General features: G+C 59.0%; 12 protein-coding genes. 3 read left to right on the top strand and 9 right to left on the bottom strand.

Annotated features, from left to right (window positions below; translation table 11 throughout):
• Nucleotides 1-50 precede the first annotated feature (50 nt).
• Nucleotides 51-2,051 (bottom strand): bifunctional tRNA (5-methylaminomethyl-2-thiouridine)(34)-methyltransferase MnmD/FAD-dependent 5-carboxymethylaminomethyl-2-thiouridine(34) oxidoreductase MnmC, encoded by a 2,001-nt coding sequence (gene mnmC / locus ID864_RS08870; RefSeq protein ID WP_191149733.1) that lies wholly within the window; start codon nt 2,049-2,051, stop codon nt 51-53.
• A gap of 155 nt (nt 2,052-2,206) precedes the next feature.
• Here mnmC and fabB point away from each other — a divergent pair, with 155 nt between their 5' ends.
• The gene (fabB, locus tag ID864_RS08865) at nt 2,207-3,430 is read left to right on the top strand and encodes a beta-ketoacyl-ACP synthase I (RefSeq protein ID WP_048915398.1); all 1,224 of its coding nucleotides are present in this window, start codon (nt 2,207-2,209) and stop codon (nt 3,428-3,430) included.
• Nucleotides 3,431-3,491: 61 nt separating this feature from the next.
• Here fabB and ID864_RS08860 read toward each other — a convergent pair whose 3' ends face one another.
• Nucleotides 3,492-3,857, bottom strand: coding sequence for an MmcQ/YjbR family DNA-binding protein (locus ID864_RS08860; protein WP_048915399.1), 366 nt, complete (start codon nt 3,855-3,857; stop codon nt 3,492-3,494).
• Between the two features lie 262 nt (nt 3,858-4,119).
• On the opposite strand from ID864_RS08860, the gene ID864_RS08855 reads away from it, so the two are divergent.
• Nucleotides 4,120-4,275, top strand: a complete 156-nt coding sequence (locus ID864_RS08855) for a Hok/Gef family protein (RefSeq protein WP_191149732.1) — start codon at nt 4,120-4,122, stop codon at nt 4,273-4,275.
• 67 nt (nt 4,276-4,342) lie between these two features.
• Here the strand turns inward: ID864_RS08855 and ID864_RS08850 are convergent, their stop codons facing one another.
• From ID864_RS08850 to ID864_RS08825, 6 genes are read right to left on the bottom strand one after another with little or no spacing between them, the layout of a single operon-like run.
• Nucleotides 4,343-4,948 (bottom strand): KpsF/GutQ family sugar-phosphate isomerase, encoded by a 606-nt coding sequence (locus ID864_RS08850; RefSeq protein WP_048915403.1) that lies wholly within the window; start codon nt 4,946-4,948, stop codon nt 4,343-4,345.
• Complete coding sequence (locus tag ID864_RS08845) at nt 4,948-6,582, bottom strand: FGGY-family carbohydrate kinase (protein WP_191149731.1); 1,635 nt, start codon at nt 6,580-6,582, stop codon at nt 4,948-4,950. The genes ID864_RS08850 and ID864_RS08845 overlap by 1 nt, the downstream gene beginning before the upstream one ends.
• A 15-nt stretch (nt 6,583-6,597) precedes the next feature.
• Nucleotides 6,598-7,551 (bottom strand): ABC transporter permease, encoded by a 954-nt coding sequence (locus ID864_RS08840; protein WP_048915405.1) that lies wholly within the window; start codon nt 7,549-7,551, stop codon nt 6,598-6,600.
• Between the two features lies 1 nt (nt 7,552).
• A complete protein-coding gene (locus tag ID864_RS08835; RefSeq protein ID WP_048915406.1) occupies nt 7,553-8,539 on the bottom strand; it encodes an ABC transporter permease in 987 nt (328 codons plus the stop codon).
• Nucleotides 8,532-10,031 (bottom strand): sugar ABC transporter ATP-binding protein, encoded by a 1,500-nt coding sequence (locus tag ID864_RS08830; RefSeq protein WP_191149794.1) that lies wholly within the window; start codon nt 10,029-10,031, stop codon nt 8,532-8,534. The genes ID864_RS08835 and ID864_RS08830 overlap by 8 nt, the downstream gene beginning before the upstream one ends.
• Nucleotides 10,032-10,082: 51 nt before the next feature.
• Entirely contained in the window at nt 10,083-11,069 is a 987-nt protein-coding gene (locus ID864_RS08825) for an autoinducer 2 ABC transporter substrate-binding protein (RefSeq protein WP_048915407.1), read from the bottom strand.
• Between the two features lie 541 nt (nt 11,070-11,610).
• On the opposite strand from ID864_RS08825, the gene ID864_RS08820 reads away from it, so the two are divergent.
• Nucleotides 11,611-12,804, top strand: coding sequence for an MFS transporter (locus ID864_RS08820; protein WP_191149730.1), 1,194 nt, complete (start codon nt 11,611-11,613; stop codon nt 12,802-12,804).
• Here ID864_RS08820 and pdxR read toward each other — a convergent pair.
• Nucleotides 12,764-14,212 carry a MocR-like pyridoxine biosynthesis transcription factor PdxR gene (gene pdxR, locus ID864_RS08815; protein ID WP_191149729.1) on the bottom strand — a complete coding sequence of 483 codons (1,449 nt, stop codon included), beginning with the start codon at nt 14,210-14,212 and terminating at the stop codon, nt 12,764-12,766. The genes ID864_RS08820 and pdxR overlap by 41 nt on opposite strands.
• Nucleotides 14,213-14,253: the final 41 nt, after the last annotated feature.

Below are 14,253 nucleotides of genomic sequence, written 5' to 3'. Positions count from 1 at the left end.
TTAAGCTGGTTTGCTGGCGATAGCACCTTAGCGCAAAGATAATTCTTACCCTATTCCACGGGGCGCCCTTTCAACAGTCGCCGTACCCAGAAACGATTGGGGCTGGTGGCCGCCAGCGTGGCATTGTCGAGCGGGATAGGTTCATCACACAGCTGAGCCGCCAGCACTTCGGCCGCCAGCGGTCCGCTGCATAACCCGCGAGAGCCCAGCCCTCCCAGAATAAACAGCCCCTGATGGGCCGGTGCAGTGCCTGCCTGCTGCGGCTGCTGAGCAAGCGTGACATACTGCGCCAGGGTGGCGCTGTAGTCCGGCAGTGCGCCAATCATCGGCAGATGATCGCGCGTGGCGGCACGCACCCCGCAGCGGGCCTCTGCGCCACTGATATCAATCTCTTCAGGCCATTGTTCCCCGGGCAGGCAGCGCAGCAGGCGCTCGCGGTTTTCCTGCTGGTCCTCTGCGCGGTATTCGGCGTCAGTGGCGCCACGATGATAGCTGGCACCTATACAGTGCTGCTGGTAGTGCGGGCTGACGGGGGTGAGATAACCGTCGTAGCACAGCACCTGCTGCAAAGAGGTCAGGGCAGGCGTGGTCGGCACGTGGCTGACCTGGCCACCGACGGCATTCACCGGCAGTTTTTCGCTCTGCGTGAACTGCGCCAGCCGGTGACCGGTCGCGAGCACCAGGTTACGGTGATGGCGTGCAGGCTGGGTGGCAAAGTGCAGCTGCCAGCCCTGTTCAGCTTCATTCAGCTGTGTGATTTCGTGCTGCCAGTTGAGCTGCGCCCCCTGCTGCTGCGCCAGCTGCCACAGCGCGGCGGTCAGTTCAGCGGGGGAGAGCCAGCCGCCGAGGGGATAGGTGATGCCACCACAGCCGGTCGGCACACCGCAGAGCGCTTCCGCTTCCGCCCGATCCACCGCGTACGCGATGCTGTGCGGCAGGCCCATCTGCAGCATTTTTTCAATCTTCTGCGCGCTTTTCTCATCCCACGCCAGCTGCGTCACGCCGCACCAGTCGTGTTCGAAAGCGAGGTCCAGCTGGTCATACAGGCGCCGTGCAAAGGTAAAGGCGGCAGGGAACAGCTGCGCCAGCGCCGGGTCGTGGTCGTTGAGCAGCGGGTAGAGTGCGCCCTGACGATTGCCTGAAGCACCCTGTGCCGGCAGGGCATCGGCGCAGTAGAGCGTCACCCGTTTGCCGCGCCGCAGCAGCGCCAGCGCCAGCAGCGCACTGGCAATACCGCCTCCGGCGATCGCAATATCATCGCCATCGGCGGCAGGGCGGGCATACCACGGAGCCTGCGCGGTGGTGACCACCGCAGCGGGCAGATAGCCTGCCAGCATGTCGCGTTTTTCACCAAAGCCTTTGCATTTGCGCACCGCGAACCCGGCCTGATTCAGCCCACGGCGCACAAATCCGGCGGCGGTAAAGGTCGCCAGCGTGCAGCCAGGGCGCGCCAGCCTTGCCATGCAGTCGAACAGCTCCTGAGTCCACATATCGGGGTTTTTCGCCGGGGCGAAGCCGTCGAGGAACCAGGCATCAACTTGCTGATTCAGGGTGTCATCAAAAGTGTGAATAAGCTGGTTAATATCGCCAAACCACAGGTCAAGCGTGATGCGGCCGCCGTCCAGCAGCAGGCGCTGACAGCCCGGCAGCGCTTCGGGCCACTGTGCCTGCAGCTGGCGTGCATAATTTTCCAGCTCCGGCCAGCTGGCATGGGCTGCCGCCAGGTCGCTGGCGCTTAACGGAAACTTCTCACAGCTTATAAAGTGCAAACGCTGTACCGTAGCGTCTGGCTGCGCTTGCCGAAAGGCGTCAAAAGCCTGCCATAGGGTGAGAAAATTCAGACCGGTGCCAAAGCCGGTTTCCGCGGTGATGAATAAATCACGCGAATGATGAGCAAAACGCTCAGGCAGACCATTGTTGCCGAGAAATACATAACGCGTCTCTTTAAGACCATTCTGGTTAGAGAAGTAAACATCATCAAATACTCGGGATACAGGTGTACCCTGATCGTTCCAGCTTAGCTCAGCGTACTCTATTGGTGCGGTTTTCACGGCAAAGGCTCATTGCTCAGGCAGTGGCGCGATTTTAACGATGTGGTTGACCCTACGCAAATTTACACAAGGAATCTGCTGATCGGACTTGTTCGGCGTACAACTGTAAGCTAGAGTGCCAGTCGAATCCTAATTAGAAGTGGAAGAGGTATTGAATGAAACGTGCTGTGATTACTGGCTTAGGGATCGTTTCCAGTATTGGTAATAACCAAGAGGAAGTTCTGGCATCATTGCGTGAAGGACGCTCTGGTATTACCTTCTCGCAGGAGCTGAAAGATTCCGGCATGCGTAGTCACGTCTGGGGCAATGTTAAGTTGTCTAAAGAAGACATTGCGGCGCGTATTGACCGCAAAATGCTGCGTTTTATGAGCGATGCGTCAATTTATGCTTTCCTCTCCATGCAGGACGCGGTGAAAGATGCCGGCCTGACTGACGAGCAGTACCAGAACAACCCACGCGTGGGCCTGGTTGCCGGTTCCGGCGGCGGTTCTCCGTTCTATCAGGCTGCCAGCGTTGACGGTATGCGCGCTAAAGGCCTGCGCGGCGTTGGCCCTTACATGGTGACCAAAGCGATGGCATCCGGCGTGTCTGCCTGCCTGGCTACCCCGTTCAAAATCCACGGTGTTAACTACTCTATCAGCTCCGCCTGCGCCACCTCTGCACACTGCATCGGTAACGCGGTAGAGCAGATCCAGCTGGGCAAGCAGGACATCGTGTTTGCTGGCGGCGGCGAAGAGCTGTGCTGGGAAATGTCCTGTGAGTTTGATGCGATGGGCGCCCTGTCCACCAGGTACAACGACACGCCAGAAAAAGCGTCGCGTACCTACGATCAGCAGCGTGACGGCTTCGTCATTGCTGGCGGCGGCGGTATGGTGGTGGTGGAAGAGCTGGAACATGCTCTGGCACGCGGCGCGCACATTTACGCTGAAATCGTCGGCTACGGCGCAACCTCTGACGGGGCTGATATGGTGGCTCCATCAGGTGAAGGCGCAATGCGCTGCATGCGTATGGCGATGGAAGGCGTGGATACCCCAATCGACTACCTGAACACCCACGGTACCTCTACCCCGGTCGGCGACGTGAAAGAGCTGGGCGCAATTCGCGCCGTGTTCCCGGACAAAACCCCGGCCATGTCAGCCACTAAAGCCATGACCGGCCACTCTCTGGGTGCCGCTGGCGTGCAGGAAGCTATCTATTCACTGCTGATGCTGGAGCACGGTTTCGTTGCGCCAAGCATCAACATTGATGAGCTGGACCCGGCGGCCGAAGGCCTGGACATCGTGATGAAGCCTACCGAGCGTAAGCTGACCACCGTGATGTCAAACAGCTTCGGCTTCGGTGGCACCAACGCCACCCTGGTGATGCGTAAACTGGCGTAATCTGCCGAAATAAAAAGGGGAGACTGTAAAGTCTCCCCTTTTTTTTTACCTCTCAGGTAAATCAGCGTTTTTCCATTGGCCGTAAGCGCTTCGGCAGCCCGGCAACCACCAGGTCGTATGACTCTTCCACCAGCTGTTTGATCAATCCTTCGCTTATCTGCTCTCCGGCATAAATCGAAATCCAGTGGCGCTTATTCATATGGTAGCCGGCGTGGATGCTGTCATAAATCACGCGATGCAGTTCGCCATCTTGCGGGCGGCATTTCAGGTTCACCACCCTCTCGCCGCGCACCTGCGCCATCAGGGCAAACATCTTGCCGCGTACCTTGAACACCTCATACTCCGGCCCGAACGGGTAGCACAGCTCAGCAGCGGGTAGCTCCTGTGCGATGCGCATCGCGATTTTCTGTATCTGTTGTCCGTCCATTGCCAGCATCCGTCATCGTTGAATATCAGCAGGCTAGCACAGAGCAACCGCGCTTTCCTTTTTTGCGCACTTATTCAGCAGAGATAAAGCGGGAGATAAGTAATATGCCTGCGGGTGCTTGAGGCTTTCTGCCTTAAGCATGCTGTTTGCAGACGGCAGAAAGAGAAAAGCCCCGAGTGATTTTTCAATCAACCCGAGGCCTATCCTATGCTTAGCAACATCAGGTTAGCGTCTTACCCGTCGCAAGACAAGGAGAGCAACCATGAAACAGCACAAGGCGATCTTTATCGCCCTTATCATCCTCTGTATGACGGCGCTGGCCGCCGTTCTGGTGACGAGGAAGGACCTGTGTGAGGTGCGGATCCGCGCCGGTATCGCAGAGGTGGCTGCGTTTATGGCCTGCGACCCGCAGAAGTAAGAGCAGCCGGAGGCGGGAGCAATCCCGCCTTTTCGGTGTGGCGATGCACTGTCCTTAAGCACCCTTTCTATTGCTCTTCGCGCAGGATCTTCCCGACATTGCCGCCCGGGTGCACCGCCAGCAGTGTTTGCCTGTCATAGCCGCTGTATTCCATCAGCACGGCAATCATCGCATCGAACACCGCCAGTACGCTGATGATGGAGGTGGTCGCCAGCATGTTTAGCGGGTCGATCTCCTGCGTTTTCGGCATGAGCAGCAGCAAATCTGCCGCGTGGGCAATCGCCGAATCAGCGTTTTCGGTCACGCTAATCAGCAGGGTGCCTTTGGCTTTAAGCGTCGGCAGCAGGCGCGTCAGCTCATCGGAATTGCCGCCGCGCGACAGCATAATCAGCACGTCATCGGCGCGCAGAAAACCGATGTCACCGTGCGCAGCATCGGCGGCGCTCAGCCAGATGGCAGGGTGCTCAACGCAGGCCAGCATATGGGCGATTTTACGCGCCGCGATGCCGGAAGTGCCGATGCCGGTGACGGCGATTTTTCCGCGACAATGGGCAAGGGCATCAAGCACCGCCTGCCACTGCTGACGGTCGAGCTGCTGCTCCAGCGCGCTTAGCGCTTGCCGATAACTTTGCCAGCCCGCGCAGGCCTGCTGCCAGCTCTGTTGTGCATCCATCAGGCCTCCTGCATCATCTGCTGATATTTCATATGGTCGTGATACATCTCACGGAACACGCGGTATTTACGATCGTAGTAGCGTTTGATTTCGTTGGTTTGCGGGGTGACGGTTTTGCCAATCCGGCTCATGGCATTCATGGCTTCCGGCAGTGAGTCATATACGCCTGCGGCCACCGTGCCCATCATCGCGCTGCCCAGCAGCATTGATTCGCTCTCTTCCGCCAGCAGCATCGTGCAGCCGGTGGCGTTGGCATGCTCCTGCACGAAAATTGGGTTTTTCGTGCCGCCACCGCTGGCCATAATGGTATCGATGCTGTAACCCGTCTGGTTCATGGTCTCAATAATGTGGCGCGTGCCGAGCGCAATCGCCTGGATGGTGGCCAGATAATGGAGCGCCATATCTTCCGGGGTACGCGACAGCTTCAATCCGGTAAGCATTCCGGTCAGATTCGGATTCGCCCGCGGCGAACGGTTGCCGTGGAAATAGGGCAGCATATGGATATCCTGCGTGAGAAAGGCGATCTTATCCGCTTCACCCGCCATACTGCGCAGCAGGCCATTCAGCACTTCATAAATGGTTTTATCCTGAGTTTTTCCCTGTTCGCGCAGCGTGGCGTAGCAGGGGTGCGATTGGATAACGTGGTCGATCAGCGCCCCGGTTGCTGACTGGCCGCCTTCATTCAACCAAAAGTCTGGCAGCACCGCCGAGAAGTAGGGCCCCCAAACACCTTTGATAAAGCGCGGCTCGCGGGAGATCGCCATATGACCGGTGGAGGTGCCGCCAATAAGCGCGATGCGACGGTCAAAATCAGCCAGCTCGCCGGACGGCCCGGCGGCACCCAGGGTGCCAAGGCTGCCAGCGTGCGCATCAATGATCGAGGCGCTAACCGCCGTGCCGGGCAACAGGCCTAGCTCGCCGGCGGCGCGCTGGGTCAGCCCTCGCCCAAGCGGTTCGCCCATGCTTTTCACTTCACTGCCAATTTTAGCCGCGTCGCGCTCCAGCAGGTCATCCAGCCCAATCTGTTTAAAGTAGCTGGCATCCCAGCCGTCCTGGTGGGCAAGGTAGGTCCATTTACACACCAGCGAACAAAGCGAGCGGGTTTCGTCCGCCGTGGCGCGCCAGGTCAGGAAGTCGGGCAGGTCGAACAGATGGCCGATATTCTGCCAGCTGGCGGGCATATGCTGTTTCAGCCACAGCAGCTTCGGAGTCTGCATCTCCGGGGAGATTACGCCACCCACGTAATCGAGCACCGGATGTTTTAAGGCATTAATGCGCTCGGCCTGCACGATGGCGCGGTGGTCCATCCAGACGATGATGTTCTGCTCATTACGACCGGACGGACTGACCGTCAGCGGCTTGCCTTCTTTATCCAGTACCACCAGCGAACAGGTGGCATCAAAGCCCAGCCCTTTAATCTGCACCGGGTTAATATTGCTCTGGTTAATCGCATCGCGCACCGCCTGGCAAACCGCCTGCCAGATATTGTCGGAGGACTGCTCGACAAAATTGGCCTGTGGGCGATACATATCAATTTCACGGCTGGCCTGGCCCATCATGCGCCCGGTGATATCGAAAATCCCCGCGCGTGCGCTGCCCGTTCCCACATCCACACCAATGTAATAGCTCGCCATTTTTATCCTCAGTCGTCAGGTTCTGCGATTTTGCAACGCAATAAACAGGATCAGTACGCCACCCCAAAGTGCCATGGTGAGGTAGCTACTCACCCCCAGCAGATTCAGTCCACTTTCAATCATCTGTAACACAATCAGCGCCAGCACCAGCCCGGGAATACGGCCAAAGCCGCCGTCAGGATTGATGCCGCCGAGCACGGAGGCGAGGATGGTGACCAGCAGCCATGACTCGCCATAACCTGCCTTGGCAGAGTTAAACATCGACATCATCAGCAGCGCGGCTCCCCAGCTCATCAACGCGGAGAGGACATACACGGTGATAATCACGCGGGTGGTGTTCACCCCGCTAAAGCGCGTGGCCTTCTCATTCGACCCGATGAGCAGAATGCTGCGCCCGAGCGTGGTGCGTTCCAGCAGCAGCCACACCAGCGCAGCGACCAGCAGGAAGATCAACAGCGAGAGCGGGATGCCGGCGATATCCCCGTTGCCGAGCATCTGGATCAGCGGCGGGAAGCCAGAGATTACCGCACCGTTCGACAGCAGGATATTCAGCCCGGCAATCAACGTCATGGTGCCGAGCGTTGCCAGAATTGGCGAAACGCCCACCACTGCAATCAGCACACCGTTAAGCACGCCAATCGCCACGGCCGTCAGCAGGCCGGCCAGCAGCGCCAGGGCCAGCCACAGCGGCTGTTCCGGATGGGCGACAATCAGTGCCGCCATCACCAGCGAGCAGGCATTGGCACTGGCAATAATCGATAGATTAATGCCGCCGGTCAGCATGGTCACTGCCATGCCTAATGCCAGCAGCCCCAGCACCGGCAGCTGGCTGGCGATAGACTGAAAGTTGCCGTTGCTAAAGAAGCGTCCGCCAAGCGTCAGGGAAAACAGCGCCAGCACCACCACCATCATCAGCAGCTGCAGCCGGATGATGCGGTCGCCCGGCAGTTTATTCAGTAATGTCTGCATCTCAGTTCCCCTTCGCCAGCTGGTGTTTCTCGTTCCACGCCGTCGCGCTGACGCTCACCAGAATAATCACTCCGCTGAACACCATGTGCCAGTAGGATGACACCGCCATCAGCGTCAGGCCGTTTTGCAGAAAGGCCAGTAGTAATACGCCGAGCAGGGTACCAATCAGCGTTCCTCGCCCGCCGCTCATACTGGCTCCTCCCAGCACGACCGCCGCCAGCACCGTCAGCTCGTAGCCGACCAGCGAGTTCGGTGCTACCGACTGCGTGGTCTGTGCCTGAACCACGGCCGCGACGCCCGCCAGCACGCCCATATATCCGTAAACCGCCAGATGCAGGCTGCGCAGGTTGATGCCGAGGCGCGAAGCGGATTCGCGGTTACCGCCCATCGCGTAGATCTGCCGCCCGAAGCGGGTAAAGTTCATCAGCACACCGGTCAGCACAAAGACGCCCAGCAGGCAAAGCAGCGGCAGCGTCAGGCCATATTCATAGCCGTCCGAAGCGGTAAAGGAGAGCCAGTTAATGCCGTTCATAAACCATTCCGGGAAGCCGTACAGCCAGGTGCCGTTGGTTATCCACACCAGCAGGCCATAGAACAGGTTGAGCGTGGCGATGGTGATAATAATTGCCGGCACCCTCAGCAGGTATACCAGCAGCCCGTTAACCATGCCGAGCAGCAGCCCGCAGCCGATGGCAATGGCAAAGGCGCTGAAGAAATTGCCGCCGTGCGCCAGCAGGGTGCTGGCCATCACGTACTGCGCGATGGCGGTCATCGCCGGGAAGGAGATATCGATGCCTCCGGCGATCAGCACCACAAACAGGCCGCAGGCGAGAATGCCGAGAATGGCATAGCTGGTGGCCACGTCGGTCAGGTTGCCGAGAGTGAGAAATTCGCTGGTGCGCAGGCTTAGTCCCAGCGCCAGCAGGACAATTAACAGACCCAGCCAGAACTCATGGTGGCTGATCAAGTGACGCAGCTTGCTATTCATTAACCACCCCGGCAATCTCCTCTTCGCTGCACTGATGGGGCGCGAAGCTGGCAACCAGCTCGCCTTTGCGCATCACCAGTACGCGATGACTGTTGTAGTAAGCTTCCGGGATCTCATCGCATATCATCAGCACCGCCATACCGGAATCGGCCAGCTCGCGGGCAATGCGATAGATCCCCTCTTTATTAGCAATATCGACGCCGACGGTCGGCGAGTCGAGGATCAGCACTTTGGGCTGCGTCGCCACCCATTTACCGATCGCCACGCGCTGGGCGTTGCCGCCGGAAAGCGTTTGAACCGGCAGCTGGCTGTCGGACACTTTGATATTGAGCTCGCGGATGAGTGAGGCCACCTGGTGGCGCGCCTGCGTGCGATCCATCAAGCCGAGTCGACCGCGCAGGCGGCCAAACACCGGCACCAGCAGGTTGTCGAAGATCGACTGCGGCATAATCAGCCCTTCGCTCTGACGATCTTCCGAAACGTAAGCAATGCCGTGGCGGATAGCGTCGCGATTATGGCGCAGCCTGACTGACTTACCGTCTATCAGCATTTCGCCGCTGTCCGGGCGCGAAAGGCCAAACAGCGACAGGCAAAGCTCGGTGCGCCCGGCACCCAGCAGGCCGACGATGGCGGTGATCTCGCCGCGTCTTAGCTGCAGGTTAATCTGCTGATACTGGTTGCGCCGCGAGAGGTTGCGCACTTCCAGCAGCGGGGTTTCGCTGCGGTCGGCCCGCTCCGGCAGGTGGTTGAAGCTGAAACGCTGGCCGGTCATCAGGAACGCCAGTTCATCACCGTCCAGTTCACTGGCGGCATAGGTGCCGACCAGCTTGCCGTCGCGGATCACGCTGATGCGGTCCGAAACCTCCATCACCTCATCCAGCTTATGGCTGACGAACACCACGCAGATCCCGGCGGCCTTTAGCTCACGCACCACGCGCAGCAGGCCATTAACCTCATGGCGCGTCAGTGAGGCGGTGGGCTCATCCATGATCACCAGGCTGGCATCGGCGGCCAGCGCCCGGCAGATCGCCACCAGCTGCCGGTCGGCGATCGACAGTTTTTCTACTTTGCGCGCCGGGTCGAGACTAACGCCGATACGCTGCATGGTCTCCAGCGCCAGCTGGCGCATGGCACGGCGATTCACCCAGAAGCTGCCGCCCGGCAGATAGCGGTGGACCGCGATGTTCTCCATCACCGATAAATTGGGAAACAGCGACAGATCCTGGTAGATCACCTGCACGCCGTAATACGCCGACAGGGCAGGGCTGAGCTGGTTAAAGCGCTTGCCGTCAACGCTGATATGCGAGCCTTTGTCGGGGTGATATACCCCGGAAATGACTTTGATCAGGGTACTTTTGCCACAGCCGTTTTGCCCGGCCAGGCAGTGTACTTCGCCGCGGTTCAGCGTCAGCGTGACGTTATCCAGCGCACGCACGCCGGGAAACGATTTGCTGATTTTTTCCAACGATATAAAAGGAGTTTGTGTGGCCATCATTCATCGCCCTGGAGTGGGTGAGGGCCGACAGTCGCCGGCCCGAAACAATCAAAAACCGAGGGATTTAGCGTTATCTTTGGTCACTTCCAGAATGCGGTTGAAGCGGATAACGTGATGCTGCATATCAACATCCGCTTTGCCCAGGCCGTCGATGGTCAGGTCAGGCGTCACCTGTTTGCCATCCAGCAGCTGATCCGCCAGGCTGACCAGGGCGAAACCGGCATCTTTTGGATCCCACAGCAGGGCTTTTTTGATATCGCCACTCATCAGATAAGGCGCAGCCTGAGCTGGCATCGCGATACCCACCACGGCGATCTTGTTTTTCGCCCGTTTACTTTTCACCGCCTGTCCGGCACCGATTGGGCCAAGCGAGCCAAAACCGATGATGCCCTTGAGGTCAGGGTAGGTGCGCATCAGGTCGAGCGTAGTGGCATAGGATTTGTCGATGCTCTCCGCCACCGGCAGGCGCGCGGTCACTTCGTGCATTTCCGGGTATTTCTCTTTCTGGTATTTGATGGCCGCATCGGCCCAGGCATTGTGCAGCGGCACGGTCAGTGAGCCAACGTAAATGGCGTATCCGCCCTTGCCACCCATCGCGCTCGCCAGCTCATCCATATTCTTTTCGGCATATTTGGTGCTGTCGATGGTTTCAATATCCCACTGACCAATCTGCTGGTCCGGGGATTCATGGGTCAGCACGACGATGCCCTGGTCACGCGCTTTTTTCAGCACGGGCTCAAGGACTTTGGCGTCATTGGGCACCACGATGATTGCGTCGACTTTTTTGGCGATCAGGTCCTCAATCACCTTTACCTGCTGCGCCGGATCGGCCGTGGAGCCGCCAACCTGGTAAGCATTGACGTCGAGCTTTTTCGCCGCTTCGTCCACGCCCACCGCCATCCGGGTAAACCACGGAATGCCTGTGACTTTTGCCACGACGGCGATATCATGTTTTTCTGCTGCCAGCACGGGTGTTGCTAATAACATGCAGGCGGATACGACACATGCATTGAGTAACGCGAGGTTAAATTTCATAGCAGTACCTTGTTATCCAGATCGTTGTTTTCGTCAGGTATGAAGGTGGATTTCACCACCGGCTCACGATAGCAATAAGATTTTGGCGAAGAAGTGGGCAATGATAGAAAGTGTGATCGGTGACCTTTAAAGTTAAATTATGTAGTCAATTATGTTAATAGCTTGTTATTTTAGGCGTGATTGTAGGAAGTTTACTGAGATCTTATTGTTTCTTAATTGTTAATTTTTTTTCCTGTTATCATTTTGGTAACAATTACCTGCAGGGCGCATCCCGGCCTGAGTGAAAGTGGTACTCTAATCTCAAACAGCCGCTATTTTTGTCAGCGAAATGCGGCGCATATCGCGATTTTATGCCTGAGCCTGGTCTGGTTGTTTAGCTACCGCAGGTAATAAGGCACGTAACTGGGTTACATTCCAGCGCGGGCGGTTAATTGCGTTGACGATTTGAAACTATTTAGCCACTCTGGTTGCCTTTGAAAATAAAATTCCATAACCATCTGTGGCACAGGCCGTGCCCCGGTTCTCTCAGGAGGAGTTAACGATGTCCAGCCGTATCGACCAACGCCCGGCGCAGGCCACGACTGCGCTGGCGCGCATCTCATTTGCCGTATTTCTCACCTACCTGACGGCGGGCCTCGCGCTGCCGGTGATCCCGCTTTATGTGCACCAGGTGCTGGGGCTGAACAACTTTCTGGTGGGCGTTGCGGTAGGCATCCAGTTTTTTGCCACGCTGCTAACGCGTGGCTATGCCGGAAGGCTGGCCGATCAGCGCGGGGCAAAACGCTCAACGCTACAGGGCATGCTGGCGCTGGCGCTGGTTGGGGTTGCCTATCTGCTGGCGGCACTGCTGCCGCTGCCGGTAATGGCTAAATTTGCCCTGCTGGTGGCCGGGCGCCTGCTGCTGGGCTTTGGTGAAAGCCAGCTGCTGACCGGCAATCTGACCTGGGGCATGGGGCTGGTGGGCGCGACGCGCGGCGGCCAGGTGATGTCGTGGAACGGCATGGCCATTTATGGCGCGCTGGCTGCAGGAGCACCGCTCGGGCTGCTGTTATACAGCCACGGCGGTTTTGCACTGCTGGGCATTGCCACTATTCTGCTGCCGCTGGCGGCGCTGCTGTTCAACCTTGGCGTGCGCACCGTACCGGTACACGGTGGTGAGCGACCGTCACTGTGGAAAGTGGTTGGGCAGATTGCACAGCCGGGATCTGCGTTGGCACTTCAGGGGGCAGGCTTTGCGGTGATTGGCACCTTCACCTCGCTCTATTTCGCCGATCGCCAGTGGGGCAATGCCGGGTTTGCTTTAACCGCGTTTGGCGTAGCCTTTGTGCTGGTGCGCGTGCTGTTTGGCGGCCTGCCGGATCGGCTGGGTGGTACGCGCGTGGCGCTGATTTCATTGACGGTGGAAGCGCTTGGCCTGCTGCTGCTCGGCATGGCCCCGAACGGCTGGATAGCCCTGGCAGGGGCGGCTTTGACCGGCTGCGGCTGTTCGCTGGTGTTCCCGGCGCTGGGAGTTGAGGTGCTAAAACGGGTGGCGCCGCAGGTGCGTGGCACCGCGCTAGGCGGTTTTTCGGCGTTTCAGGATATCGCTTATGGCATCACCGGCCCGCTTACCGGGCTGCTGGCCACCGGTCTCGGCTACGGTTCGGTGTACATTGCCGGAGCGGTCTGCGCCGCGCTGGGTATTGCCGTCACCTTCAGCTTTGCCCGCGCGGGGCTGACCAATCCAGGCGGCTAAGCCGGGTCACTGCCTGGACGATCTCCGCCGGCTGCAGGGCTGAATATCCCAGCATCCAGCCCGCCTGCGCTGGCTGCTGCTGATAAAGCGGCGACAGGCGCGGTAGCAGCAGGCCGTGCTGTGCTGCCTGCTGCGTCAGCTGCTGTTCACTGCCCATTTTCAGCCCGACCGCCAGCTGTAAACCGCCCTGATGTGGGAATAGCGTAAGGCGATCGGCGAGTTTATCATTCACCTCATTGACCAGCAGATTGCGTCGGCTGGCATACAGCTGGCGCATCAGGCGCAGGTGCGCGGCAAAGTGACCGTGGTGAATAAAATCTGCCGTCACCGCCTGCATCAGCTGCGCGCTGTGCCCGTCGATAATGCTGCGCAGGCGGCGTAATGGTTCGATTAATGCATCGGGCACCACCAGATACGCCAGCCGCAAAGAGGGAAACAGCACTTTGGAGAAGGTGCCGAGATACAGCACCCGGGCATCCTCTTCCAGACCCTGCAAGGCGGGCATCGGGCGCTGGTCGTAGTGAAATTCGCTATCATAATCATCTTCTATCAGCCAGCACTGCTGTTGGCGGGCAAAAGCCAGCCACGCCAGGCGCCGCTCCAGCGCTAGCGTCACGCCGGTGGGATATTGATGGGATGGCGTGAGATACACCAGCTTTGGCGCATCTCCGCCCGGAATCATCGCGCCACTCTCATCGCAAGCGATGCCGCGGACCTGCGCGCCGCTGCTGCTAAACGCCTGCCAGGCCCCGAGATAGCCCGGATCCTCCATCCAGACGCTGTCACCGCTATCGCACAGCAGCAGGGCGATCATCTGCAGTGCCTGTTGGGAACTTGTGAGGATCACCACCTGTTCAGCGTGGCAGCGCACCCCGCGAGACTGCGCCAGATAGTGCGCCACCGCCTGGCGCAGCGCCGGCAGGCCGAGCGGATCGCCATAGCGCATCAGGCTTTCGCCATCCAGCCGCAGGCGCTGCTGCGTCAGTCTGCGCCATATCCGCTGAGGGAACGCGCGCAGGTCTGGCGATCCGGCTGCAAACGCTTGAGGAAACAGCGGATCTTCACAGCCGCCGTCGGCGACGATCTGCTGCCCGCGCAGGGAAAGAAGCGGGGCAACCGCGGGCGGGCGGCGGCGCGTCGACAGCACGGGCGCAACAGCGACAAACGTTCCGCGCCCGGTCTGGCGCGTCAAATAGCCTTCACTCTCCAGCTGGCTGTAAGCTGCTTCAACCGTGATGCGCGACAGCGACAAATCCCTGGCCAGCACGCGAGAAGAGGGCAGGCGTACCGCGGTTGGCAGTGAGCCGTCGACGATGGCCTGACGCAGCATCGCGCACACTTTCTCGCGCAGGGTGGTGGCATTCTGACGACTAAATAGAGCAGGAAACGGCACGGTAACAGTGGGCATATTGGCCTTATCGTAGTGGCTTAATGGGTCTTATGGTTAAG

The sequence above is a fragment of the Erwinia aphidicola genome (assembly GCF_014773485.1).
GTDB lineage: Bacteria > Pseudomonadota > Gammaproteobacteria > Enterobacterales > Enterobacteriaceae > Erwinia > Erwinia aphidicola.
Note: the sequence above shows the minus strand (reverse complement) of the source record. Positions and strands in the feature narration are given on the sequence as shown.

Excerpts from the sequence above, each read along its gene's own strand:
- fabB (WP_048915398.1), top strand. The coding sequence starts at position 2,207 with ATGAAACGTGCTGTGATTACTGGCTTAGGGATCGTTTCCAGTATTGGT.
- ID864_RS08860 (WP_048915399.1), bottom strand. The coding sequence starts at position 3,857 with ATGGACGGACAACAGATACAGAAAATCGCGATGCGCATCGCACAGGAG.
- ID864_RS08855 (WP_191149732.1), top strand. The coding sequence starts at position 4,120 with ATGAAACAGCACAAGGCGATCTTTATCGCCCTTATCATCCTCTGTATG.
- ID864_RS08850 (WP_048915403.1), bottom strand. The coding sequence starts at position 4,948 with ATGGATGCACAACAGAGCTGGCAGCAGGCCTGCGCGGGCTGGCAAAGT.
- ID864_RS08845 (WP_191149731.1), bottom strand. The coding sequence starts at position 6,582 with ATGGCGAGCTATTACATTGGTGTGGATGTGGGAACGGGCAGCGCACGC.
- ID864_RS08840 (WP_048915405.1), bottom strand. The coding sequence starts at position 7,551 with ATGCAGACATTACTGAATAAACTGCCGGGCGACCGCATCATCCGGCTG.
- ID864_RS08835 (WP_048915406.1), bottom strand. The coding sequence starts at position 8,539 with ATGAATAGCAAGCTGCGTCACTTGATCAGCCACCATGAGTTCTGGCTG.
- ID864_RS08830 (WP_191149794.1), bottom strand. The coding sequence starts at position 10,031 with ATGGCCACACAAACTCCTTTTATATCGTTGGAAAAAATCAGCAAATCG.
- ID864_RS08825 (WP_048915407.1), bottom strand. The coding sequence starts at position 11,069 with ATGAAATTTAACCTCGCGTTACTCAATGCATGTGTCGTATCCGCCTGC.
- ID864_RS08820 (WP_191149730.1), top strand. The coding sequence starts at position 11,611 with ATGTCCAGCCGTATCGACCAACGCCCGGCGCAGGCCACGACTGCGCTG.
- pdxR (WP_191149729.1), bottom strand. The coding sequence starts at position 14,212 with ATGCCCACTGTTACCGTGCCGTTTCCTGCTCTATTTAGTCGTCAGAAT.